The organism is Pantoea eucalypti, from assembly GCF_009646115.1.
Classification (GTDB): Bacteria; Pseudomonadota; Gammaproteobacteria; order Enterobacterales; family Enterobacteriaceae; genus Pantoea; species Pantoea eucalypti.
Genome location: NZ_CP045721.1, coordinates 499,823 through 522,859, shown reverse-complemented (window position 1 = coordinate 522,859; position 23,037 = coordinate 499,823). Strand labels below are relative to the sequence as shown.

The window sequence follows — 23,037 nt, the reverse complement described above, 5'->3', positions numbered from 1 at the left end:
ACGATCCTGCACTCGTCGGTGAGATGTACAGGAATTTTGAGGAGAATCATGCTCTGGTTAATAGCGAAATATGCCATTACGGCGTTTATGGTCGTACTGATATCAGAAGCGGCGAAGCGCAGCGATCGACTGGGCGGCCTGCTTGCCGCCTTACCGCTGGTCACTCTTCTGGTGCTGATCTGGATGAAGCTGGAAGGGCAGACACAGGAAAAAATCAGCGCTCATGCCTGGTACACTTTCTGGTATGTGGTGCCGACACTGCCGATGTTCGTTCTTTTTCCTTACCTCTATCAGCGAACCGGCTTCTGGCTGACGCTACTGATATCCTGCGTAATCACTGTCATCCTCTTTGTTCTCTGGGCGCTGTTTTTAAAGCGCTTTGGTATTCAGCTTATGTAGTTAAGGTGACGCTTACGCGTCACCTTAATTCACCCTGCGAAATGGCCAAACAAAGCGCCAGTCACGCCGGACAGCGCCATTGCGAGACTGCTCCAGAAACTGACACGGATGACGCTGCGTATGACTGGTGCTCCGCCGGCTCTGGCGGCTACAGCCCCTAAAATCATCAGCGCCAGCAGAGCCGAGATAACAATACCCGCAATACCTGAATAAGTCAGAGCGACAATAAGCGGAATTAATGCCCCCACCGTAAAACTGCCTGCAGAGAACAGTGCAGCCTGAAGCGGCCGGGCGCTGGAGATATCAGAGATGCCAAGTTCATCACGCGTATGCGCATCAAGAGCGTCATGTTTCATGAGTGCAGTGGCAACCTCATGCGCTAATTCTTTATTCAAACCGCGATGAGTATAAATTGCTGCCAGCTCGTGTGTTTCAGCCTGATAGTTGCTTTCCAGTTCGGCCTGTTCTTCGGCAATAGCGGCGCGCTCGGTGTCAGCCTGTGAGGAAACAGAAACGTACTCACCTGTCGCCATAGACATGGCACCGGCCACCACGCCAGCTACGCCTGCCAGAAGCAGACTATGAAAAGCGCTGTTAGCAGCAGCGACACCGGTGAGAAGGCTTGCCGTCGAAACAATGCCATCATTGGCACCCAGCACGGCTGCTCGCAGCCAGCCAGATCGCGAAATTTTGTGCGATTCTCCATGTATCAACCGTTTATCCCTCTTGTGTCAGACGTTAACGTTTTAAAGCAGGCCGCAGCAGGCACTCAATCTGTAAATCATGACGTCGTCGGTTTAGATCAGTCGCCCTCGAAAAAGTATAGACGCGGGGCGAAAGTCAACGAGGGAACCGGCGGGCCATCGTTAAAAAACCTCAATCAAGCTTGCTGAGATCACGTTCGATATCGGCATGCCGTCCATTGTCAGCGATTTCCCGCCCTGGACGCGGCGCTGCTTTGAGTGCTTTTTCCAGATATTGCCTGGCGACCTGTTTATTACCCTGATTGAGCTGGAAATCACCATAAAAATAAAGAGGGTGGAGGTTTATTTTCACTGCCCTCAGGTTAGCGTGATTGAGAATTATTAACATCTGTTTTTATCGTAAAGGCGAAATAGATAATTCACCAAAAAACTACTGCTAAAGCGGCAGCCATACCTGATGGAACAAACACCGTTAGATTATTCATCCTCTCAATACCCGCAGACTTTACTGCATAAGTGATTCGCTGCGCTTTTTACACATTTCACGTTCTGGAATCGAACCTGGCGGGTACTTAAAAAGTGTAAGTATTGATTCTTTATTTATAATTTTTACCCGGTTTTAGCTAAAGTGGATATCATTCTGACTAAACCATAATGGCTTTACGATGCCGACATCTTTAACCTCCACGTTGTATGCCCGTTTGCGTCTGGTGCTCTCTGTTGCTGCCGGTTTAATGTGCTACTTTTTACTCTCTGCTCAGTTGGGTCAGATGCAGCGTTTGTTGATTAGCTGGAATGTGTGGGCCTGGCTCTATCTCTGCATTCTCTGGGTTCGCATGCTGCGAACCGATGCAACAGGAATTAAGCGTATTGCTCAGCTGCAGGATCAGAGTGCCGCGCTGGTGCTGGGAATCGTGATTGTGGCGTGTATGGTCAGTATTGTGGCTATTCTGAGTGAACTCCCTACCCTGAAAGGATTGACCGGCACACCACGACTCCTGCATTTGTTGCTGACAGCAATGACATTGATCGCATCCTGGGCCATGTTGCCCAGCTCATTTGCGATGCACTATGCTCATCAGCACTACCTTAACCGGAGTGAACATGTGAGTCCGTTGATATTCCCCGATAAAACGACGGATCCGGGCTACTGGGATTTCCTCTACTTTTCATTCACCATCGCGGTTGCGTCACAAACTGCGGACGTTGCCACCGGAACCACAGAGATGCGTAAACTCGCATTACTGCAATCTGTTATCTCCTTTATTTTCAATCTGGCTATTCTGGGTTTATCGGTGAATGTCGGGGCTGGTTTACTGAATTAAATCCAGTGACAGCCTGGCATCATTTGCGGAGCTGTCATTCTGTAACAACCTGGTCACCTTTAGTGATTATAACAATGTGTAATGAGGTGTTATCTGCCTCTTCAACCGACACGCACTGCCGTGTAAGTTCTGTCGTGTTATACGTTTGTTGTTCCCGTGATCCGATCAGGAGAAAGAGAGTGAAAGCAACTGCAATGGTTACAACCAGCCTGTTAATGCTGATGAGCAGTGTTCATGCTGATGGCCTGACGACCTCAGCGGATGGTAAAAACCTGACTGTCAGTTTCGGGCAGCCCACCATCAAACAGGTGCTGCACTACCGCAAAATGTATGACAAAAAGCCGTTTCCGGATGCTGAGATCTATTATTACGACAATGGCACCTATAAGATCATTTCTCAGGGCGAAAACCACTACGGCGTTTACGTTATGCAGGGCAAGTTTGATGATGAAACGTTCACCGTGCGTTTTATCTCTCTGCCTTCTGCTGACTGGGGGAATAAAACGGCCTTTCACCAGTTAACCTTTATCAAAAGTGAAAAGCAGAACGTTTTCATTCAGAACGCGATTGTCGACACCGGCGAGGCCATCGCACAGCAGAACGGCACCTATACACAGGAAATGAATACGGTCACAAACCCCGTTTCTACCCACTGGGAAAACAAATAATTGCCGCAGCGGGTCAGCCACCTTTGTCTGACCCTCGTGCTTTTTGCGGAGGAACGACCCACAGCTGTTTCAATCCACTCATTTTTAACTCAGAAGATGATTAGCCGTTCTGAAATGACTACTCTTATGTCTCGCAGTCCGATGCGCTTAACCCGCCATTCGCGCTGTAAATGGGCGGCAAAGCACACCACGTGTATCCGGCCCATGAAAGGCAGTGTCTGATTCCGTCTGACGCAAAAATCCTGCCACTTCCTCTTAAGGTCCTGAGGCGTAAATATGGACAGAGTTTTGCCCCTGCTCGATGTGCAGGAGGTCACTTTTTCAGTCGGAGATCGTCAGCTACTACGACCGGTATCTCTGCAGTTACATCAGGGCGATTGCGTATTACTGACCGGCCCTTCTGGCAGTGGAAAAAGCACACTTTTAAAAATTATGGCTTCCCTCATTACGCCAGATTCCGGGCAACTCTTCTTCAAAAACCACGACATCACCACCCTGGACGCAGAGGCGTATCGCCAGCAGGTCTCGTACTGTTTTCAGACACCGCAGCTGTTTGGTCAGACGGTTTACGACAACCTCGCGCTTCCCTGGCAGATCCGGCGCCAGAAACCGCATCGGGAAAGGCTTGTTGCTCACCTTGAGAGTGTCAATCTCTCACCCGATATGCTGAATAAATCTGTTGAACAGCTCTCCGGTGGGGAAAAGCAGCGTATCGGGCTGCTTCGTAATCTGCAGTTTATGCCGGATATTTTGCTACTGGATGAAGTCACCAGCGCCCTTGATGACGTAAACAGGCTGGCGGTGCTTTCATTGATTAACAGAATTTCAGTTGAAGACAAGGTGGCGGTGGTGCGTATCAGTCACGATGTAAATGACATTGAGCAGGCCGGGAATGTGCTTCGTCTGGCAGCGCCCGAAGAGGAGCATCAGCGTGAATCAACATAATATTAGTGACACCTCACTGTTGCTCTCATTGACGCTGGTCGTCATTGCTTTGCTAATCAGTCAGAAAGAAAAGCTCGGCATGAGCAAAGATATTATCTGGAGTGTATGCCGGGCGATTATCCAGCTGATTATTGTTGGCTTCGTGCTGAAGTCAATTTTCGACGTTAATAACAGCTGGCTGACGGTAGTGATGGTGTTGTTTATCTGCGTAAATGCCGCAATCAATGCACGCAAGCGCGGTCGGAATATCGATAACGCCTTTGCGATATCCTTTGTCGCTATTTTCAGTGGCACCGTCATCACACTGACGATTCTGGGGCTTAGCGGCGCAATCGCCTTTGTGCCGATGCAGGTCATTCCCATCTCAGGCATGATTGCCGGTAATGCCATGGTCGCGGTAGGGCTCTGTTACAGCAATCTGAACCAGCGTTTCAGCGATAATCACCAGAAAATTATGGAGATGCTGAGCCTGGGCGCATCAGTGAAGTTGTCGTCGGGCCGTATTATTGCTGACAGCATTCGTACAGCTCTTATCCCCACGGTAGATGCGGCCAAAACGGTCGGACTGGTCAGCCTTCCTGGGATGATGTCAGGATTGATCTTCGCAGGAATCGATCCGCTCAAAGCAATTAAGTATCAGATTATGGTGACGTTCATGCTGATTGGAACCGCCAGCCTGTCAACAATCATTGCGGTCTACTTATCTTTCCGACGTTTTTATAATGCCAGGTCGCAGCTGAAAATATCGGATAACAACTCTCATTAATGATCGTGGCTGCGTGCTCTGAGCATAACAGCCAGTGATTATAGTCAGTCTGCCATCAGTTAACGCGCACGCGCCTGATTGATGGCGGACCGCTTCAACAGCCCTTGCATCAGGCGAATTGTAAGGGTCAGATTCATGTTTATTGATTACATATTCCTGTGCCTCATGCACCGCTGTGATTGAGTTTACTTCTGTCAGTGATAATAGCGGTCTCGCGATTGCTTAAATTCATAGTGATGGACGCAGAGTCCACTCAAAACCTTTCAATTGTAGATTGGTCGATCTACAATGCTCCTGTTCACAGAGGAGAGCCCTATGAAAGCAGCTGCGGGAAGACCGAGAGAGTTCGATCCAGACGTGTTTCTCAATACAGCACTTGAATGTTTCTGGCGAAACGGATACCAGGCGACATCGATGGCTGACCTCATGAAAGCCTCAGGCCTGGCGAGTGCCAGTATTTATAAGCTTTATCCGGATAAGCGCGCTATATACCTTGCTGCATTACAGCGCTACATGGAGGATGGCAATTCAAGAACGGCAAAGCGAAATGCAGAAATGTCGCCTGAGGCAGCGCTGCGAGAAATGCTTGAATTTGTGGCCCAGCTATCATCTGCTCCTTTGGGAGAGAAAGGCTGCTTTACTATTGCAGCAGCCAGTGAGCTTTTACCTGGGGACGAAGAGGTAAAATCAAAAGTATCTTCTAAATTCAATAATATTATCAATGAATTAGAATGGATATTAGTAAGAGGTCAGCAGGAGGGTATCTTTCGGCAGGATGAACATGCCAGGGTCATGGCTCAAAGCATTTTTATGATGCTGGAGGGCATGAGGATTTATGGAAAACTTCAGCCTGAGATAAAAGAACTTCAAAGCACTAACGATTTTATTGTCAGGACGATACTGGCGGAAAATTATAATAAAGCCGGGCAACTCTCGGTTAAGGCATCCGCATGATTGCGGTTGGCACCATTGTTCGTCGACGAAACAGAAGAAAAAAAATGATTGTGCTTGAATGCACCGACGAGAGGGTAGTCTGCGGCTGGATCGATAAAGGACGTTTTTTTAAAAGATCTTTTACCTTATCAGAATTGAACATATGCACACCGTATTCAAATTTCTGGCCTGTGACCTGAAAGTGTCGTGATGATTAATATCAGATGGTGCCCATTAAAATAAATAACCAGCAGAACCCTGAAAACGCATTGCCGTTATTAAACGATCTGCCAACGTTTAAAGCCGATAACCCGGTACCCGACGCAATTTCAAAGACGACTGCCGCAAGGAGTAGGGGTGTCAGATATAAGACGGTTCAATTTGCAAAGAGATGCCGCCAGGCGTGCAGGAAGAAATCGCTGAGCTTGCCCCTGCATTCAGTCGCCGGATACACGCCGTGACGAATCGGCAACTGCCACGCGATTTTTGTCGTTATGGCTAATTTGACAAACTCTCTCTATGATGGATTTTTTCCCGTGTGTTTATCGGGAACGATCAATGACTTAGGGAAGAATCCTCGCGATGACTTTGTTAAATGACCTCGATCTGCGTCAGCTGGAAGCCTTCTCGGCGGTAATCTCTGCGGGCAGCGTCACCGCGGCAGCCAAAGTGCTAAACCGCTCACAACCCGCCGTTTCCCGTCTGATTCAGGAGCTGGAGCAGTCGCTGGGTTACCCACTGTTTATTCGTAATGGTCCGCGCATTCATCCCTCAGAAGAGGCCTTGCAGCTGCATCAGTATGTGCAAAAAGCGCTGCTGTCATTACAGCAGATACGCCTGCGTGCTCAGGAAATTGCGCATCAGCAGCATCGCCCGCTCAGTATTGCGGCTACGCCCGCGCTCGCTGCCGGCTTATTGCCACAGGCACTGGCTGCACTGAATCTGCAAAACAAAGTGCAAATCATCAGTGAATCCGCCGTTCAGACGGCGCATGCGGTGATCACCGCAGAGGCTGACATCGGTTTGTGCAGTTTGCCTCTAGAACATCACGCGGTTGAGTTGCACTGGATTGGACAGTCGCAATGCGTGGTCGCGCTGCCGGAAAAAGATGAGCTGGCATTGAACAGTACGCTATCGCTGAGTCAGTTAGCAGGCCGCCGTTTAATTGCCCCCTGGAGTCCGCAGCGTTTGCGTGGCCGCTATGATAAAGCGCTGAAGAAGGTCAAAGCGCCGCTGATGGAAACTATTGAAACCAATTCGTCGGCGAATATTCTGGGCTGCGTGCGGGCTGGATTAGGTGTGGCGATCCTCGAACCGGTTACAGGCTGGGGCATGCCGCTGGCCGGTGTGGCGATCCGCCCGCTTCAGGAAGATATCCCTTACTTTTTTGGTGTGATCACGCCTCAGGGCCGCCAGCTTTCCAGCGCGGCGCAGGCGCTGGTGGAGGCGCTGGCAGATGCCGCCGCGCAGTTGCTGCCTGGATTTAAACGTCTGACTGCCAGTGAACACCCTCGCATTATGCGAATCATCAATCAGGATTAATAACGGTTTTCGTTTTAACGTCACTATCAAGTGGAAGGCTGCGATATAGAGATCGTTTTTACTGCAGGTATTAAGGCAGAACCAGACACCCATTTATAAAAAAACCCCTTCATATTCAATGCTTATAGCTTTTTCAGCATAAGATATAAGAAATCCATTGGTCGAATCATGAGCGGAGTTATTGACTCTGAATTAGGGCAAGAGGATTATGCGAAAACTTAGTTCTTACTATGCGTTTTAATGATTGTTAGCCGCCTATTATGTGTTTTGAAGATAATAAAAGGCCGTCTCATTGACGCACATTGACCGTTTTCGCTCGCTCTCATGCGATCGCTGACACCAGGGGATTGCTTTATGACATTTGTCGCCAAAGGTCTTGATGCGCTGGAAGCTCAGCTTCAGCAGGATCTGGAGTTTCTGGAGCTGCCTGCCAAATCATGGGTACCGGAACGGACTTATCAGAGCGCACCCGTTCGCGATGTAGTGGTGATTGGTGCGGGCATGTGCGGTCTGGCAGCGCTCGCTAAATTACAGTTCACCGGCATTAGCAATGTGGTGGCCTATGACACTGCGCCCGCAGGGCTGGAAGGGCCGTGGGTTACTTTTGCGCGCATGGAAACGCTGCGCTCGCCGAAAACGCTACACGGTCCGGCTCTTGGGCTCGCGCAGCTGACCTTCCGTGCATGGTTCACGGCACAGTGGGGGAATGAAGCATGGGAAGCACTGGACAAAATTCCTAAAGCGCAGTGGATGGATTACCTGATTTGGTACCGCAGGGTATTGAATCTGCCGGTGCAGAACAACGTGCGTGTCACCCATATCGCGCAGGCCGGGGATCTTATTGCGCTCGATCTGGACGGTGCCGAAACCGGGCGCGTCTACACACGCCGATTGGTGCTGGCTACCGGGCGTTCAGGACTCGGTGGTTTTGCCGTCCCGGATTTCCTGCAAGGTATCGATCGCCAGTTCTGGGCACACTCCGCCGATAACATCAATTTTGCCGCATTACAGGGCAAACGCGTCGCGGTGATTGGCGCAGGCGCATCGTCGATGGATAACGCTGCCACCGCTCTGGAGCAGGGCGCTGCCACAGTCGATCTGCTGATCCGACGTAAAGAAATGCCGCGCATTAACAAGATGACGGGCATTGGCAGTCAGGGCGTGGTGCATGGCATGTATCAACTCCCCGACGTCTGGAAGTGGAAGTTTGTCGATTACACCGCCGCGACGCAAACGCCGCCGCCGCGTGCTTCAACCCTGCGCGTATCCCGTCATGACAATGCACGTTTCTTCCTCGACTGCGCCATCAAGGCCGTTAAGCAGGAAGCCGATGGCTTGCTGATCGAAACGACCCAGGGCGTATTGCGCTACGACTTCCTGATCGCCGCCACCGGCTTCACCAACGATTTTCACGGTCGTCCGGAGTTTGCTGCCATTGCGCCACATATTCGTAGCTGGTCCGACGGACGCTATCAGCCGGAAATGGGGACTGCACGACACAGCCTGCTGGAAGCGCCGGATCTCGGTCCTTCGTTTGAATTCCGCGAATTGACGCCGGGTGCCTGCCCGATACTGGCACACATTCACTGTTTCAATGATGCTGCGATGCTGACGCACGGCAAAGTTTCTGGCGATATTCCTGCAGTGAGTGCAGGAGCGGAACGCCTGGTGCGCGGCATTGCTGCTTCACTGTTTGCCGATGACGTCGGGCAGCACTACGCCAACTTACAGGCTTTTAACACCCCGGAATTACTGGGCGATGAATGGGTAGATTCAACCCCGCAACTAAAACAGGAGAACGCGTTGTGAGCGACGTTATTGATCAGGCAGCCGGATTAGTACCCGAAGAAGCGTTGTATCAGACGCGCCGCCTGCGTCCCGAATTTGTTGAGGGTGCAGAAGCGTGCCGTCTGTCAGTGTTAACGCCGGAAGACGAACAGGGTTTGCCTGCGGTTCTCCGTCTGGCGCTGGCGCAACGTATGGCGGTCTTGAACGCGGATGAACCGCTGCAACGCGATTATCATGCACAGCTGGCAGTGTTGAACCCGTCTGACGCGTTACTGGCGCTCGCGGCCGGTAATCCTGTGCATGAGGAACCGCTGGCATCGATTGCACGCCATGCTGACATGGTGACACAGCACCCGATTCAGGCGACTGAACAGCACATTCGCCTGCTGGAGCAGGCCGGCTTGAGCAACCCGCAAATTGTCGCGCTCTCTGAACTGATCGCCTTTCTTAACTTCCAGACGCGGGTCGCGGCTGGCTTACGTCTGATGAGGTCCGCATGATTCCGTCGGTTAATCTCAAGCCGCTGCACTGGCATCCCTATATCACACCCGTAGAGGTTGAACAGGCAACGCCGGCACAGCTTGATGCGATGAAAGTGACGCCGTCCAACAAGAAGATCTCAGAGTATGTGCGCACGCTGGTACACGATCCAGAGAGCTACACTGCGCGTACCGGTTTATTCAACGCCATTATGTATGTTGACGGTGGTCTGAACCGCGCGGATCGTGAACTTGGCGCACTGGGTGCTTCCATTGTTAACGGTTGCCGCTACTGTGCGGTGGTGCATGCGCGCCGTCATGCACAGCTGGCCGACAGCGACGCCGTGGTCAGTGCCATCTATTTCGACCGTGCGGACGTGCTGGGTGAACGCGACGCGGCTATTTATCACTTTGCGCGTCGTTTATCGGTCACACCGTCTGAAGCCACGCCGGAAGATGTTGCCGCACTTCGCGCCGTCGGCATGAACGATCAGGAGATTATCGATCTGATCCACGCTATCGCCATCTTTGGCTGGGCCAACCGTCTGATGCATGTGCTTGGCCATGCTGACCTGAACAAATAAGGGCTGCACCGGATGTTAGAACTCAACAATATTACGCTCGCGTACGGAAGTAACCCGATTCTGAAAGGTGTCGATCTGTCAGTAAAACGCGGCGATGTGGTTTCGATCATTGGGCCAAGTGGTACGGGGAAAACTACGCTGCTGCGCTGCATTAACTACCTGGCGAAGCCGTCAGCGGGGACGATTCAACTCGACCAGATCCGCATGGATTATCAGTCACCCGACAAAGCAGCGATTCAGGCTATCCGTCTGCGCACTGCCATGGTGTTTCAGCAGTTTAACGTGTTTAAAAATATGACGGTGCTGGAAAATGTGATGGATCCGTTGATTGTTATCCAGCGTAAAACCAAACAGCAAGCGCGCGACATCGCCGTGCAGGAGCTGGAACGCGTAGGCCTGGGAACCCGGCTCGATCACTATCCATCGCAGTTATCGGGCGGCCAGTTACAGCGGACCGGTATCGCCCGTGCGTTGGCGGTGCGTCCGGATGTGATGCTGTTTGATGAACCGACCTCATCGCTCGATCCTGAGCTGGTGGGTGAAGTGCTTAAAGTGATTAAAGATGTGGCGTCATCCGGCATTACCTCGCTGCTGGTGACGCACGAAATGCAGTTTGCGAAAAGCATTTCGAATCGCATCGTGTTTATGGATCAGGGTGTGGTGGCGGCGCAGGGGACGCCAGCAGAGATGTTTGATAACCCAACGCTGCCGCGCCTTGCCCAGTTCCTCAACTCAGAAAAATTATTCTAATAATTAAAGGAATCAAAAACATGCCTGCAATCAAAACCACATTACGTCGCCTGGCCGCGCCTGGCATCATCGCACTGGCCCTGATCAGCGGTAACAGCTTTGCTGACGCCGTACGTACTATCAAAATCGCCACCGCTGCAGAATCCAAGCCGCTGTCATGGGGCGCAATTGGTCACGAACCCGAGGGATACGAGCCGGACGTGCTGAAAGCCATCAACGCGAAACTGCCACAGTACAAATTTGTGATGGAAGGTGCGGCGGATATCGCACAGGAAACCGGCCTGGTAACCGGCAAATATGACATGGCCACCGGCGGATACTATAAAGCGCCTGCGCGCAGCAAACAGTTCCTGATACCTGATGCGCCAATCGGTGCCAGCCTGATGAAGATCTACAGCCGCAGCGATAGCAATATCAATGGTATGAAAGATTTGGTCGGCAAGAAGATCGTGCCTGTCACCGCAGGTGGGGGCGTGTATAAGTTCGTCACCCAGTGGCAGCAGGATAACCCGAACGACAAGATCACCATCAAAGCGTCCAGCGCCGGGGTGCCTTATCCGGATCGTCTGAAAGAAGTACAGAACGGTAAATATGACGCACTCATCCTGCCTTCAAACCTCGGTGAGCAAACGGTAATCGACAACCAGAAGCTGGCTATCAAAGCCAGTGAGCCGGTGGTCATTAACAATACCTATGTTCTGATCCACCGCTCTGCTCAGAATCAGGCACTGAATGATGACATCACGAAAACGCTGAAAGAGCTGAAGGCGGACGGCACGCTCGATAAGCTGGCGCAAAAGTGGTTTGGCGAAGACGTCTCCAAATACATGAAGTAATAGATTCACTGCGTCCGGCGATGAGCCGGGCGCATGCTGTCCTTATTAGCAGGAGTGTTTAACCGTGAATCTTTCCTCCATGATTCCAGAACTGCTGTCGGCACTGCCTTTAACGCTCGGCATCATGTTTGTGGCGATGATTGTCGGGTTTTTTCTGGCGCTGATCGCGACCTTTTTCCGCGTGCGCCGTATTCCCGTGCTCAGCCAGCTGGCCGATCTCTACGTTTCTTATGCCCGCAGCGTGCCGGTTGTATTGCAGCTGTTTGTGGCTTTCTACGGCATGCCACTGATCACCGATAACTTTGGCTTTAACGACTTCTTCACGGCCAACGTGGCGGCAATGATTGGTCTGAGCCTGTATCACGGCGGTTATTTATCGGAAGTGATGCGCCCGGCTTACCTCGCGGTTGAACGTGGTCAGCACGATGCCACCGACAGCCTTGGTTACAGTTTCCGCCAGAAAATGCTGCGTGTCGTTGGCCCGCAGGCGGTGCACTTTGCGCTGCCGGGTTACGGTAATGCAATCATCTATCTGATTCACAACGTGGCACTGGTGATGTACATCGGTGCAGCTGATGTGATGGCGACCGCGCACCTGATTATGGAACGCGATTACAACCAGTATCAGTTCGGCACCTATCTCGTGCTGGCCGTACTTTATTCGCTGCTGTGTGGCGTCGCATGGCTGGTTATCCGCTTCTTTGAACAACGTCATGCGAAATACAGCTCGAAGTCTGCTGCGCGCGTGAAGTTCACCACCAGCGTTTGAGTGAGGAAGAAAAACCATGTTTGATGCTGAGGTTTTGCTGCCGGACTTCTGGAGCATTCTTGATGCGGTGCCAGTGACGCTGTTGATGGCTGTTACAGTTTTTATCTGTTCGACACTACTGGGCGGGCTGTTTGCCTTTATTGAGCATCGCCGCATGCCGGTGCTGCGCCAGCTGGTGATTATCTACAAAATCGCCTTCAAAGGTGTGCCGATGGTAGTGGTCATTTTCCTCGCCTATTACGGCTTGCCTCCGGCGCTGCACTTTGTTGCCACGTTACTGGGCGTGGAAGTCAATGCACACTCGCTGCCGAACTGGGTGATCATAATCGTGGCGTTAAGCGCCTGCGTCGCAGCATTCCAGGCTGAAGTGTGGAAAGGGGCACTGAACTCGTTTGACAACGGCCAGTCGGATGCCGCCCTGTCACTCGGTTACAGCGGCGGACAGCTGTTTCGTCGGGTGATGTTCCCGCAGATTATCGTCGCGGCGATTCCCGATCTGGCAAATGCTTTTATGGTGATCATGAAAGCGCTGTCGCTGGCATTTGCCATTGAAGTAGTCGATATCTTTGCTCAGGCACAATTGACGGCAGCACTGAACTTCTATTATCTCGAAGCTTTCCTGATTGCGGTGGTGTTCTACATGGTAATTGCCTACTTAGTCACCCGAATTGCTGACAGGATTGAGGCAGCGCTGCGCGTGCGGACTTAATCAGTATCGTGCTTTACCTGACCGGCAAGTCACTAAACGGGTTGATGCCGTTTTGATAATTGGCGATTAAACAATCCAGCAACTGTATAAAAATCCGGAAGCGTTTCGTTTCCGGATTTTTTATGTCGTTTAGTCAGACCATGAACCGAAAACAGACACCTGGCCTATACAGGCATGCCCTTAAACCCTGGAGCAGGGCAGGCCCCATTGTTGATGACTGAATAACCCGTACAGGATGAACGGCATTCACCCTGAATGCGTATCAGCCAGTTACTGCGCTATACATAAGTGAATTACTAACTGCATTTTTATCGTTGTGATGAAGAGCCATGATAAAACGTTGATGTCGTGATTATTCCCGTTGCGAACTGATTGCCCGCAACGGAAACGTTCTGTTTCAGCGCCTTTTAATCCATCAACATGATAAAAACAGCGGCATTGCCAGATTGATTTTAATAAATATCCGGATCAAAGATGACTGTTACAGCACCACGATACGTATCCGGGCGGGTTTTTAGCATGGTATCAACGTCTTTTTGCCCTACCAGAAATTCGATGCTTCCAGCTCTGTTCTGACCAAAGCTTTTTGTTGTGAATACGTTTTTTGTTAAATCTTTCCCTGTGGTCAGTCGCCGTTTTGACACGGTTGAGCCTGTTGAATGATCAATAATATTCTCCGGCAGGGTCAGAAGGGTCCGGACGGGCACGGTCTGCGAAGGCGTGTTGTCGCTTTTAAGGGCGCAGTCTGAACCGCTCTGCTGCTCGCATTGGAGATAAACCGTAAATTCGCCAGAGCTTGAAAGATTAAAGTTACTTTTTCCGGTCAGTTCAGGAGTGATACGGTTCACCATCCATCGCTCCCAGTTTGCAGAACCTTCCTCTTCACTACAGATGCGGCCGGGCGCACAGGGCTGCAGGGACACTGCCCGGTTTTCGGGTGTCGTTGTCAGTTTGAGTTCATGATTCACGGTCAGTGTAAAATTGATATCGAGTTCGTTGTCTGATGCCTGAAAGTTGTCACCGAAATCGATATCGCCTCCAGGTCCGACACGTAGGGCTAGCCTTCCAGTATAAATGCCGGATTCCATTTTCAATGGATCTGGTGTTTTAAGTTCATAGCCAAGACTGGTGTCACTGATTAAATAGGGCTCCCCGGTAAGGTCTTTCGTCGCCGTTTTGTAACATGCTGCATCGCTTATAGGCCATTTCCACATAAACATGTAAAATTTAGGGGTATACTTACCCACGCCTGAGTAACCGCAGGGTGAAGGCGCATAAACAAAAGATCCGCCATTCCACGCTTCGCCATACTTTGTAAGTGTCCAGTCACCATTCGTGTTGTACTGGGCAGAAAAGGCGTTGGCTCTAAAGCTAATCGTCACTTGTGATCCCGTGTCCTTATTTGTTGCTGTGACATTTCGCCACGCCCCCGGCATTTTGTAATACATCCCCATTCTGGGCGTTGAGTTAGCGATAATTCCTGACGTTGCCAGAGAAGCGGTTATTTCCCCCATGCTAATGCTAAATACATTATTTTCTATGCATTCGCCGGGGTCGGCGCTGCAATACCCACTTTGTTTTGTTGTATTTGTGAAAGTGTTATTTTCCGGGTTTTCCATCGAAGGTGAAAACGATGCTGTGATATCCATTGTTGCGGCGTTGGCCGATGCACAGCCGGCAAGCAGCAGGGTGCTCATCATAAACCGTAATATTACGCTCTTCATTTTTTGTCTCCCGTGTCGATAGCCCGGCATTTTATTGCGCTGATGAATTGCACTTTTTTATTTCTGTCGATTCCGGTCGGGAGGTCACACTGCATTGCGGGTAAACCTTCTTCGGCCCTGATCTTAAGTTTTCTGTTATCTGTTCCGGAGTCCAGTGTCAGTACTCCCTCAGCGTTTATCACGCCACTGGCTACATCAGTGTTCACATAGCGGTTTCTCAGGACATTGCCATTTTCGTCCTGCAGCATCCCTACGAGAGTGAAGGTCTTCACTGCCTTTACTTTTATGTATTTCACGCTGCCACGTTGCATCTGCACACTGTCGAAGGCTGGTGAGACCTGTACAGCATCACCGCCACTGGCAGTAAACTGGACGTTATCTTTTTTCCACAACTCTGCCGGTACAATATTACGACCCACTTTCAACCGCGTCTCAGCCATCCGGCCTGAAGCCAGGATATTCGTCGTGTCATCATCTGAGTCCACGTCGACAATCAGGGCGGACTCCATGCTACGACTTTTACTTCCGTTGACAGACGCCATTTTGCCTCCGCCAATAACCAGAACCTGGCTCAGATTACCGCCCGCTACGTTGGTATTACCCTGAGTATTATGTTGAACGTAACCATCTCCGCTAACGTACGGCGTATCAACTGAGGCATTGCCGCTGATGACGGTATTTAGCTGACTGTATGAGACGCCGCCTCCGAGAGTGCGGATGCTACTGTCCTCTCCGGGCTGCCACTGATAGTTCAGACTGGAATACCCATGGTTCTGGTTCATGCCTGTTTCAGTTGACAGGATGTGCCGTGCCGCCGGTGCCAGTGAGATGCTGACACCAAATGAAATACCATGGTCGCGACGATTGTCATTAAAGCCGGGGCGGTCGTATGCGCTGACCCGATAATTTATGTCATGTCCGGACAGAGAGGCCAGCGTGGTCAGTGATATATCGGCACCCAATCCGCGGCGCCAGACAGTATCCATATATTGCCCGTTAACAATGACGGATGTTGACCAGGGAAGCCGGAGCGAAAGGGTGCTTCCCCATGTATCGCCCTGCTGGCGTGATGACGTTCTGTGCCCATAGATATCTGACGTTGTTGAGCGCCAGAATATGCTGGCAGAACTGCCACCGGAGATATTGCGATAATAGCGAATGTCGGTATTTTGGTTCGTTTGATATTCTGTGTTTCCCAGCGTGTATTGGGCAAAAAGACTGTCATCAGGGGATAGCGTTATATTCGCCCGTGTTCTGACCTGATTTTCCTTATCTGTCGCCGCTCCGCTAATGCCCAGAACAGCACGGGGGTGTGCCAGCACATCAATGCCACCCCCAACGGCATAAGGGTTATCGTCTCGTACGCGACCCTTTCCAGAAGCCAGGGTTCTGTGCTGGCCACTCCAGAGATTCATACGCCAGCGTCGGTTTGGGTCGCTCCATCCCTGAGGTTTGTAGATCTGCGCCTGCTGAGTATCGACGGTTTGCCCATTTTCAATGATTTTAATGGTTATATCGTAAATGCCACCAGGCAACTGACGGGTGTCCAGCGCCTGCACACCAGCCTGTAATTCCTGGGTATGAATCAGGCGATTATCACGCCAGACTTCTGCGATGGATCGATTACGTCCAGTCACATAAACAGGCCAGGCGCTGACACTGTCCGTACTGACCAGGAGTGTATCTGAAGTTCCCCACATTGCACCGACTACGGTGTCGTAACCGAATCCGGATGTCTGTACATTACCGGTATCATTGTCTGGAGTAAAAAAGCCCAGGCGAATAAAACTGCCCTGAAGTTCTTTTTGCGTGTAGAGTTCATAAAGACTAGAACTACTATAGTTATATCTACCGTTCGTTCCGGATGACTGAAAGGATGCTTTCTGGCTCCAGTTAGCAAGAGATGAAGTGAGCGATGAATTTATGCCCCAGCTTCGTGATGCCTCCGAGGTTGTAACCGATGCATCGTTATACATAATTATTCCACCGGGTGTTTCTTCCGGCATGGAAATGTATGTGCTTCTGGCACGGGCTGTCTCATAATTCTGGGTATAAAGTTTCAGCACAGAATTATCAAGTTTGTACTGCACCGCCATCAGGCCGGATGGACAGTTTTTCTCGCATTTACCAATCGATACGCCTTTTGCAAGTAAATCACGCCATAGCGTCTGAATTTCCGGGTCAGTATCCTGAGCGTCATCGATTATACGCAGCAGACGAATATTTCCATTTTCTTTTAAGGCAACCGCCGCATCAAATAACCGGCTGTCATTCAGATAGACCTGAACAATAATCTCAGAGTTGTAGAAGTACCGGCGGAAATCTTCAGGTAATTTCCGCATATTTGCGGCCAGCATCATATCATCAGCATGGGATATAAGCGGAAGTAAAATAAGTGCAAAAAGAGTCTTTTTCATAAAAAACCGCCACAATCCTGTGGCGGCCCTCATCTGGTGTGCTCAATGAAATATTTAACTCATATTTATCAGGACTCTGGCGTAACGACAGCAGGTTCAAAGACCATTGCAACTGAACCAGTGAACGAACCACTCATATCGAGAGCCTTCTCATCAGCCTGAGAAATTTTTAACATTGTTCGACCACCGGCTTTGGCATTTTCATTGGTAACAACAGTTGTAGCTGTTTTGCTAAGGGTTACACCATTAAATGTCACAGCCAGAGGAATAACATCTGTTCCATTAGATAGCTGCGGTTTACCATCAGAGTTGAGGTTTCCGGTCAGTGTTGCCTGAATACCACCATTGGTATTTTTATACTGAAACTCTTTCTCAAAGACTTTAAGTTTGCTGGTAGAAATGTCGTAAGCCATATCCTGTGTCTGGTTAATCCAGCCAGAATCAACAGGGATCACCTGAAAAGTATCTGAAGGAACAGTTGCAGATAAATTGATGGTATAGCTTTGGCTGTCAGCTGCATGCGCAACTGCGCCGCCTAAAATTGCACAGGAAATTAGTGCGGTAGAAAAGGATTTTTTAAGAATAGAAAGGTTGCGTTTCATGTTTAATAATATCCTAACGTTTTAAGTGGTCTTTAATTACAGGCAAACTTTCGCCTGAAGATATTTACGGAATTAATAACTCAAATTCCGTTTGTTGCTTCCCTCAATCAGAGTGAAATTCGTTTTATATCCTGCCTTCCGTTTCACATCGTGTGTTCGGCCAGGAAGAATGAATTCTCGTGTTACGGAACCACAATCCGTATTCGCAAATTTACATTGGCGTATTGCATCCAGTGACACCGTAGCGTTGCCGTTATTTCGCACTGATAAAGAGTCTGGCGCCGCATCGTGTATCACGGTATTAAATAAAGGCTTTTCCGGTTGGACGATTAGAATAGTTCCGTACCCGGTGAGGACATTAAGTCCTGCCTGCAGGTTTTCTTTACGGTATTCACTCACTGCTTTCTTATCAAGTCCAAAGCCATCGTCGCTCTCTGGCATAACAGGGATGAATCTGATGCGAAAATATCGCTCACTGTTACGCTCACCAGGCCAGAGCATACGGACACTCTGAAATCCTGATGGGGGAATAATAAGGCGCTGTGGTGTCACAATAAGTCTCTCACGTTCCAGTGTTTTTCCGGATACCTCTTTTTGTGGTAACTCATTATTTTTATCCTGTCGCTCAGGATGTATTTCAAGAATCTCAACCCGAACAAATGCGGTGGAGTCACCTGTGTTATATATTCTTTTAGTCATACTTTGCATTCCTGGCGTCAGGACATCATACATACTGCCGATGCCAATAACGGGTGTGGCGAAAGTTGATGGCGAAAATAACAATAAAACAAGGGCTGCACTCACACAGGAAATTATCCGATTAGTATATTTTACTATCATAAAAAACCAACTTTATAGAATTACTCAGCCCTGATCGAAGGCCATGAGTAAATGTCACAATACTGTTTCACCCGTTTTGCCTGTACTGGCTGATAGAATGAAAAAGCCAGCATTCCTGAATTTATTCCATGATTAAGGGGTTGCTATCCAGCATTGCAATTATAAATATCAAGCCAGAATTAAGGTTCATAACGTATAGAGTTGTACGATCAACAACTACAGCTGGCCATATTCATTGTTTAAATTACTTCTCAATAACTTTATCTTTTCTTTTTTGTTCCACGACCTTCTCCCATAATGAATAAAGCTTAGCGTGAATCCTAAAACCAACCTCAGGCAAGCAACGCTATAAAACGTGATGTCATTATCTGAGATGACAAACTCACTGTGCTCTGGGTTTGAGAATTGTACATCGATGAAGGTTTGCGACAATTTATATGTATAAAGAAGAAGTATATAGGTTTTTATTCTAATATTTAGATATAATTTAGATGATAGTACTGATATTCATTTAATAACTGGAGGGTTACAAAGTAAATAAAATTAATGGTCAGTGTCATATCAGGGGGGTTTTTTATCATTATCATGACCAAAACCTGTAAGGCTACGGTAACTGACATATCTAACTATCAATCAGGAAGCGTTTGTGAAAGCATTCATGAATAATCATGTGGCCGATGATAACTGTTATCTCGTACAAACGTCTTCAGGAGGTCGAACGCTATGATTAGCTTTTGATTTTCTCTGAACTGTGGCTTAGATATGGTTTTTAATGCGTAATCTTCGTTTGATATCTTATTGGGTAAGAATCTTCGCCTTCGCCTCTGACACCGAACATTTCCAGGATTAGGCACACAATAGTCTGTTGTTCACAGGATTGAGATGAATTGGACTGCGTTAAATTATCCTCCTCACTTCTGGAGGAAATCGTGAATAACAACAGAATCGTTTTTAGTCTGGTTATCGTCCTGACAATATTTTGGGTTGGTGCGTCTCAAGCGAAGACATCAAAGCAAAACGATGATCTCATTCGCCAGCGCATTATCGAGGATTCAATCGTCTCATATCCTGGTGTATGTGCATGCCCATTTAGTGCTGCGCGAAATGGCAGTAGCTGTGGCGGACGAAGCGCATGGAGCAAGCAGGGTGGTTATGCACCGATCTGTTATAAAAAAGAGGTCTCAAAGCAGATGGTCGATGAATGGCGTCAAAATCATGATGCTTAAATAACTGCGGGAGGGGTAGGTGATAATTTTTTGAGCCAGCGTAAAACATAAACTGCGAATTCCTGCTGTTCATGCACAGCTACACCTGTATTTATTCTGGGTAGTTAACAATAAAAATCAACAATAGCCGGATAAAGTGTTATCCGGCTATTGGCGGGTTTAGGTCAACACCAAAGTTCAGCTTATTTCTGAGCCTGCTGTGCCTGCTGATTTTTCTCAGCTTCTTTCTGCTTCTTCTTTGCCATATGGTGACCGACTGCGCAGCCTGCTGCAGCTCCGGCAACACCATGATGAGCAACATGACCTGCCACGCCTCCAACTGCGGCTCCTTTAAGACATCCTTCAGCATTAGCCTGTAAATTTACTGACAAAAACAGGCCGGTAGCAATAACGATAACTGATAATTTTTTCATTACTCAATATCCTGGTAGTCATAGTTGCACGTTGAACTCATCAGAGCTTAGCTCCTCTTTGGCTCTTTTCTCTCGTCAGGATACAGATATCACGAAGATAGTTACCTGTGGTTACGCTTTTCAGCCAGTGAGGCGAAAAAATGGCGAGTTTTTATTCAGAATAGTAATCTGCATCTGTTTACAGATAATATTTCGTGCAGGAATTCTTTTCCTTTATAAAGTGAGAGGGCATGTAGTCACTGTGAACCAGAAGAATAACCGGCTGTCGCAGAGATTGCTCTTTTGGCTCGATACTTTTAAACGTGACATGACGCGCGCTTTCCCATCGGCCTGTTTCGACCCTTTTCACGCCATTCATGCGAGTAAGAGAGCCTTTGGCTGGCTGGGTTGTCAGGGATTGATCGTATTCATACAAAATACCCATGGCATCCTGTTGAGAACTGGTCATGCTTTGAGCGGGTGTCGTTCTTGTGTTAAATTCCCTCGCCGGGAAACCGTTTCTGTCTGACGCGGCACTGAAACGTCTCAGAGCGCCTGCGTTTTAAAAAGACTATTATGATTGGCAGAGACAAAACGATGATAATTAAACGCTGTTTAAACGGCTTGCTTAATGAATAATTAAAATTGTTTTTGTTTAACCTGCAGACAATCTTTGAAAAATAATTCGGTTCTAATGGATTCTTAATAAACTTAATTTATAACTAACCTGTAAAGTTCACAAAATATAAATCTAATATAGCTTGATCCCGACTGAGGAAAATGGTTCAAATTAAAGCGACAGCTTAGCCGCAGAGTGGGGAGGTCAGCAGTTATTACTCCTGTGTAGAATATAAATAAATCTTCAACGAACGTGTTTCGTAAAATATCTGCAGTGTTGTTGAGCCTGGCGATAGAAACTGGCCTTATACTGGTCGGGTTTACGAAGTGACAGGTTTGGAAGGCATTGACGTCGGACTCAGCAGTAAACCTGAACTGACCAGCGCATACATCAGAAATGATTTACCTGAACAATTTATTTTTTAATTGTTTCCTGTTTGGGAAGCGGTTTAGTAATGCTTCCTTTGATCAATCAGATTAAATGGCACTATCATGAAAAAAATCCTTATTACTGGTTCTACAGGTTTTTTAGGCGGGGCTGTTGTAGCAAATTTATTACAGAACAGGGTCAGGGATAGGCTGCTGCTGCTGGTCAGAGGCGAGACGGTTGAAGAAGGGCTAAAAAGGCTTAAAGCTAACCTTAAAAACTTTGGCTTAAGTGAGTCAGTTATTCACACGATAACACCTGAAAATATCATTTTAGGTGATCTGGCATTAACGGAAAACTTTATCAATGACTATCGGATTAATGACGTCACCCACGTTATTAACTGTGCTGCCGTTGCCTCTTTTGGTAACAATCCCACTATCTGGAAAGTGAATGTTGAAGGCACATTCCAGTTCGCTGAACGCATGAGCCGTGTCGCGGGACTTGAGAAATTTATCCACGTGGGTACGGCGATGTCTTGTGCACCGGAGCGTGGCTCGCTGGTGACTGAAGGCGGACTCGATTCCAGCCGCGATCAGCATGTTGTCGAGTACACCTGGAGTAAGGCCTCAATTGAAAAAATGATGACCGAAAAGCTGCCGGAACTGCCTCTGGTCATTGCCCGGCCATCAATCGTCGTGGGCCATTCCGATCAGGGTTGTCTGCCGTCAGCCAGTATTTTCTGGGTATTCCGTATGGCGCTGGCATTAGGGAAATTCACCTGCGACCTGGACGATCGTATTGATGTCGTTCCGGTTGATTACTGCGCGGATGCCCTGGTGATGCTGCTTGATGCAGAAGACGTCATTAATGAGGTGATTCATATCTCTGCTGGCACACAGAGCAGTGTGACCTTCGCTGAAATTGACGAAGCGATGGCTAAAGCATCAGGGAGCAGGGCACTCGGCGTTGATTATCAGAAGGTGTCCTATAAACAGCTCTCTGACAGCAGAAGAACCTTTAAGGATCTGTTCGGGCCCTGCAACGAACGCATCATGCTGCGCGCCATGAATTTGTATGGTCATTTCTCAAACCTGAATGTGGTATTCGATAATTCCAAACTGCTGCAACTGGGTATGAACAAACCCTCAAGATTTACCGATTACCTGGATCGCTGCGTAGTAACAACCCGCGACTCCACCATCGCCGAGTTGATGCAGGTTGATTTCAAATAGTGGATACGGTGAGCCTGCCAGTAAAGCACATGCTGTTTTGGTGAAGAGCGGGCTGTGTAAATCATTATCCTGTCAGGCTGGCAGCTGATGACGCACAGCGTTCATCCCGGGCTGGTATCACTTGCAGCCAGATTGAGACCGGAATTTATACGCCATGGATGGCATTGAGGAACATAAGTGAGTCACAAGATCATTACGTTGATGTTTCACTCCTGAAGCGCTTCTGTATCGCATTTTTATCCAGTAAAAATCCCTTTTCTGGTTCAGCATAACACCCCATCAACGCCTTCAATTTTACTCAAAACGCGTCTTTGTGACTCCAGACTTAATAGGTCTGGAGTCACATGCACATTGTCATTAGAATGTCCCGCTTTGCAGTGAAGTAACAAGGTAGCGATGTGACAACAAATCTGACTCAG

The 23,037-nt window shown here is 48.8% G+C and carries 23 protein-coding genes; 16 read left to right on the top strand and 7 right to left on the bottom strand.

Features of this window, described 5'->3' with window-relative positions:
• The first annotated feature begins 48 nt into the window (after positions 1–48).
• Entirely contained in the window at positions 49–399 is a 351-nt protein-coding gene (locus EE896_RS21270; protein ID WP_008924623.1) for a DUF3147 family protein, read from the top strand.
• Between the two features lie 29 nt (positions 400–428).
• Here the strand turns inward: EE896_RS21270 and EE896_RS21265 are convergent, their stop codons facing one another.
• Both EE896_RS21265 and EE896_RS21260 read right to left on the bottom strand, forming a co-directional pair.
• On the bottom strand, positions 429–1,109 hold the full coding sequence (locus EE896_RS21265; RefSeq protein WP_039661827.1) for a VIT1/CCC1 transporter family protein: 681 nt from the start codon (positions 1,107–1,109) through the stop codon (positions 429–431).
• Positions 1,110–1,275: 166 nt separating this feature from the next.
• The gene (locus EE896_RS21260; protein WP_140915684.1) at positions 1,276–1,455 is read right to left on the bottom strand and encodes a hypothetical protein; all 180 of its coding nucleotides are present in this window, start codon (positions 1,453–1,455) and stop codon (positions 1,276–1,278) included.
• Between the two features lie 313 nt (positions 1,456–1,768).
• Between EE896_RS21260 and EE896_RS21255 the strand changes: the two genes are divergently transcribed.
• The 13 genes from EE896_RS21255 to EE896_RS21195 all read left to right on the top strand — a co-directional run bounded on the left by EE896_RS21255 (position 1,769) and on the right by EE896_RS21195 (position 13,197).
• On the top strand, positions 1,769–2,428 hold the full coding sequence (locus tag EE896_RS21255; protein ID WP_003855037.1) for a DUF1345 domain-containing protein: 660 nt from the start codon (positions 1,769–1,771) through the stop codon (positions 2,426–2,428).
• A gap of 179 nt (positions 2,429–2,607) precedes the next feature.
• The gene (locus EE896_RS21250) at positions 2,608–3,096 is read left to right on the top strand and encodes a hypothetical protein (RefSeq protein WP_140915685.1); all 489 of its coding nucleotides are present in this window, start codon (positions 2,608–2,610) and stop codon (positions 3,094–3,096) included.
• A gap of 276 nt (positions 3,097–3,372) precedes the next feature.
• The gene (gene fetA, locus EE896_RS21245; RefSeq protein ID WP_003855039.1) at positions 3,373–4,041 is read left to right on the top strand and encodes an iron efflux ABC transporter ATP-binding subunit FetA; all 669 of its coding nucleotides are present in this window, start codon (positions 3,373–3,375) and stop codon (positions 4,039–4,041) included.
• Positions 4,028–4,807 carry an iron efflux ABC transporter permease subunit FetB gene (gene fetB / locus EE896_RS21240; protein ID WP_140915686.1) on the top strand — a complete coding sequence of 260 codons (780 nt, stop codon included), beginning with the start codon at positions 4,028–4,030 and terminating at the stop codon, positions 4,805–4,807. The genes fetA and fetB overlap by 14 nt, the downstream gene beginning before the upstream one ends.
• A 315-nt stretch (positions 4,808–5,122) precedes the next feature.
• A complete protein-coding gene (locus EE896_RS21235) occupies positions 5,123–5,761 on the top strand; it encodes a TetR/AcrR family transcriptional regulator (RefSeq protein ID WP_008924628.1) in 639 nt (212 codons plus the stop codon).
• A 561-nt stretch (positions 5,762–6,322) separates the two neighbouring features.
• A complete protein-coding gene (locus EE896_RS21230) occupies positions 6,323–7,282 on the top strand; it encodes a LysR family transcriptional regulator (RefSeq protein WP_105099765.1) in 960 nt (319 codons plus the stop codon).
• A 354-nt stretch (positions 7,283–7,636) separates the two neighbouring features.
• The gene (locus tag EE896_RS21225) at positions 7,637–9,091 is read left to right on the top strand and encodes an NAD(P)-binding domain-containing protein (RefSeq protein ID WP_140915687.1); all 1,455 of its coding nucleotides are present in this window, start codon (positions 7,637–7,639) and stop codon (positions 9,089–9,091) included.
• Positions 9,088–9,570: a CMD domain-containing protein gene (locus EE896_RS21220; RefSeq protein WP_003855044.1), complete on the top strand. Its 483-nt coding sequence runs from the start codon at positions 9,088–9,090 to the stop codon at positions 9,568–9,570. The genes EE896_RS21225 and EE896_RS21220 overlap by 4 nt, the downstream gene beginning before the upstream one ends.
• Complete coding sequence (locus tag EE896_RS21215; RefSeq protein ID WP_008924630.1) at positions 9,567–10,133, top strand: peroxidase-related enzyme; 567 nt, start codon at positions 9,567–9,569, stop codon at positions 10,131–10,133. The genes EE896_RS21220 and EE896_RS21215 overlap by 4 nt, the downstream gene beginning before the upstream one ends.
• 12 nt (positions 10,134–10,145) lie before the next feature.
• Positions 10,146–10,883 carry an amino acid ABC transporter ATP-binding protein gene (locus tag EE896_RS21210; protein ID WP_140915688.1) on the top strand — a complete coding sequence of 246 codons (738 nt, stop codon included), beginning with the start codon at positions 10,146–10,148 and terminating at the stop codon, positions 10,881–10,883.
• Positions 10,884–10,903: 20 nt separating this feature from the next.
• The gene (locus tag EE896_RS21205; RefSeq protein WP_003855047.1) at positions 10,904–11,719 is read left to right on the top strand and encodes a transporter substrate-binding domain-containing protein; all 816 of its coding nucleotides are present in this window, start codon (positions 10,904–10,906) and stop codon (positions 11,717–11,719) included.
• Positions 11,720–11,783: 64 nt separating this feature from the next.
• On the top strand, positions 11,784–12,488 hold the full coding sequence (locus tag EE896_RS21200) for an amino acid ABC transporter permease (protein WP_003855049.1): 705 nt from the start codon (positions 11,784–11,786) through the stop codon (positions 12,486–12,488).
• A gap of 16 nt (positions 12,489–12,504) precedes the next feature.
• On the top strand, positions 12,505–13,197 hold the full coding sequence (locus EE896_RS21195) for an amino acid ABC transporter permease (RefSeq protein WP_003855051.1): 693 nt from the start codon (positions 12,505–12,507) through the stop codon (positions 13,195–13,197).
• A gap of 452 nt (positions 13,198–13,649) precedes the next feature.
• Here EE896_RS21195 and EE896_RS21190 read toward each other — a convergent pair whose 3' ends face one another.
• The 4 genes from EE896_RS21190 to EE896_RS21175 form a co-directional block, all read right to left on the bottom strand.
• Positions 13,650–14,921 carry a hypothetical protein gene (locus tag EE896_RS21190; protein WP_140915689.1) on the bottom strand — a complete coding sequence of 424 codons (1,272 nt, stop codon included), beginning with the start codon at positions 14,919–14,921 and terminating at the stop codon, positions 13,650–13,652.
• On the bottom strand, positions 14,918–17,338 hold the full coding sequence (locus EE896_RS21185) for a TcfC E-set like domain-containing protein (RefSeq protein ID WP_238343244.1): 2,421 nt from the start codon (positions 17,336–17,338) through the stop codon (positions 14,918–14,920). Before EE896_RS21185 ends, EE896_RS21190 begins: the two co-directional genes overlap by 4 nt.
• 68 nt (positions 17,339–17,406) lie before the next feature.
• Entirely contained in the window at positions 17,407–17,940 is a 534-nt protein-coding gene (locus EE896_RS21180; RefSeq protein WP_140033894.1) for a CS1 type fimbrial major subunit, read from the bottom strand.
• 72 nt (positions 17,941–18,012) lie between these two features.
• On the bottom strand, positions 18,013–18,744 hold the full coding sequence (locus tag EE896_RS21175; RefSeq protein WP_231572349.1) for a fimbrial biogenesis chaperone: 732 nt from the start codon (positions 18,742–18,744) through the stop codon (positions 18,013–18,015).
• A 998-nt stretch (positions 18,745–19,742) separates the two neighbouring features.
• On the opposite strand from EE896_RS21175, the gene EE896_RS21170 reads away from it, so the two are divergent.
• Entirely contained in the window at positions 19,743–20,006 is a 264-nt protein-coding gene (locus EE896_RS21170; protein ID WP_370580742.1) for a hypothetical protein, read from the top strand.
• Positions 20,007–20,188: 182 nt separating this feature from the next.
• On the opposite strand, the gene EE896_RS21165 is transcribed toward EE896_RS21170, so the two are convergent.
• On the bottom strand, positions 20,189–20,419 hold the full coding sequence (locus EE896_RS21165) for a hypothetical protein (RefSeq protein ID WP_003855058.1): 231 nt from the start codon (positions 20,417–20,419) through the stop codon (positions 20,189–20,191).
• 1,089 nt (positions 20,420–21,508) lie between these two features.
• On the opposite strand from EE896_RS21165, the gene EE896_RS21160 reads away from it, so the two are divergent.
• Entirely contained in the window at positions 21,509–22,618 is a 1,110-nt protein-coding gene (locus EE896_RS21160) for an SDR family oxidoreductase (protein ID WP_140915691.1), read from the top strand.
• Positions 22,619–23,037 lie beyond the last annotated feature (419 nt).

What these genes read in the sequence shown, in the direction of transcription:
- fetA (WP_003855039.1), top strand. Translation starts at nt 3,373, where the DNA reads ATGGACAGAGTTTTGCCCCTGCTCGATGTGCAGGAGGTCACTTTTTCA.
- EE896_RS21165 (WP_003855058.1), bottom strand. Translation starts at nt 20,419, where the DNA reads ATGAAAAAATTATCAGTTATCGTTATTGCTACCGGCCTGTTTTTGTCA.
- EE896_RS21195 (WP_003855051.1), top strand. Translation starts at nt 12,505, where the DNA reads ATGTTTGATGCTGAGGTTTTGCTGCCGGACTTCTGGAGCATTCTTGAT.
- EE896_RS21225 (WP_140915687.1), top strand. Translation starts at nt 7,637, where the DNA reads ATGACATTTGTCGCCAAAGGTCTTGATGCGCTGGAAGCTCAGCTTCAG.
- EE896_RS21215 (WP_008924630.1), top strand. Translation starts at nt 9,567, where the DNA reads ATGATTCCGTCGGTTAATCTCAAGCCGCTGCACTGGCATCCCTATATC.
- EE896_RS21210 (WP_140915688.1), top strand. Translation starts at nt 10,146, where the DNA reads ATGTTAGAACTCAACAATATTACGCTCGCGTACGGAAGTAACCCGATT.
- EE896_RS21185 (WP_238343244.1), bottom strand. Translation starts at nt 17,338, where the DNA reads ATGAAAAAGACTCTTTTTGCACTTATTTTACTTCCGCTTATATCCCAT.
- EE896_RS21190 (WP_140915689.1), bottom strand. Translation starts at nt 14,921, where the DNA reads ATGAAGAGCGTAATATTACGGTTTATGATGAGCACCCTGCTGCTTGCC.
- EE896_RS21160 (WP_140915691.1), top strand. Translation starts at nt 21,509, where the DNA reads ATGAAAAAAATCCTTATTACTGGTTCTACAGGTTTTTTAGGCGGGGCT.
- EE896_RS21255 (WP_003855037.1), top strand. Translation starts at nt 1,769, where the DNA reads ATGCCGACATCTTTAACCTCCACGTTGTATGCCCGTTTGCGTCTGGTG.
- EE896_RS21270 (WP_008924623.1), top strand. Translation starts at nt 49, where the DNA reads ATGCTCTGGTTAATAGCGAAATATGCCATTACGGCGTTTATGGTCGTA.
- EE896_RS21235 (WP_008924628.1), top strand. Translation starts at nt 5,123, where the DNA reads ATGAAAGCAGCTGCGGGAAGACCGAGAGAGTTCGATCCAGACGTGTTT.
- EE896_RS21180 (WP_140033894.1), bottom strand. Translation starts at nt 17,940, where the DNA reads ATGAAACGCAACCTTTCTATTCTTAAAAAATCCTTTTCTACCGCACTA.
- EE896_RS21205 (WP_003855047.1), top strand. Translation starts at nt 10,904, where the DNA reads ATGCCTGCAATCAAAACCACATTACGTCGCCTGGCCGCGCCTGGCATC.
- EE896_RS21230 (WP_105099765.1), top strand. Translation starts at nt 6,323, where the DNA reads ATGACTTTGTTAAATGACCTCGATCTGCGTCAGCTGGAAGCCTTCTCG.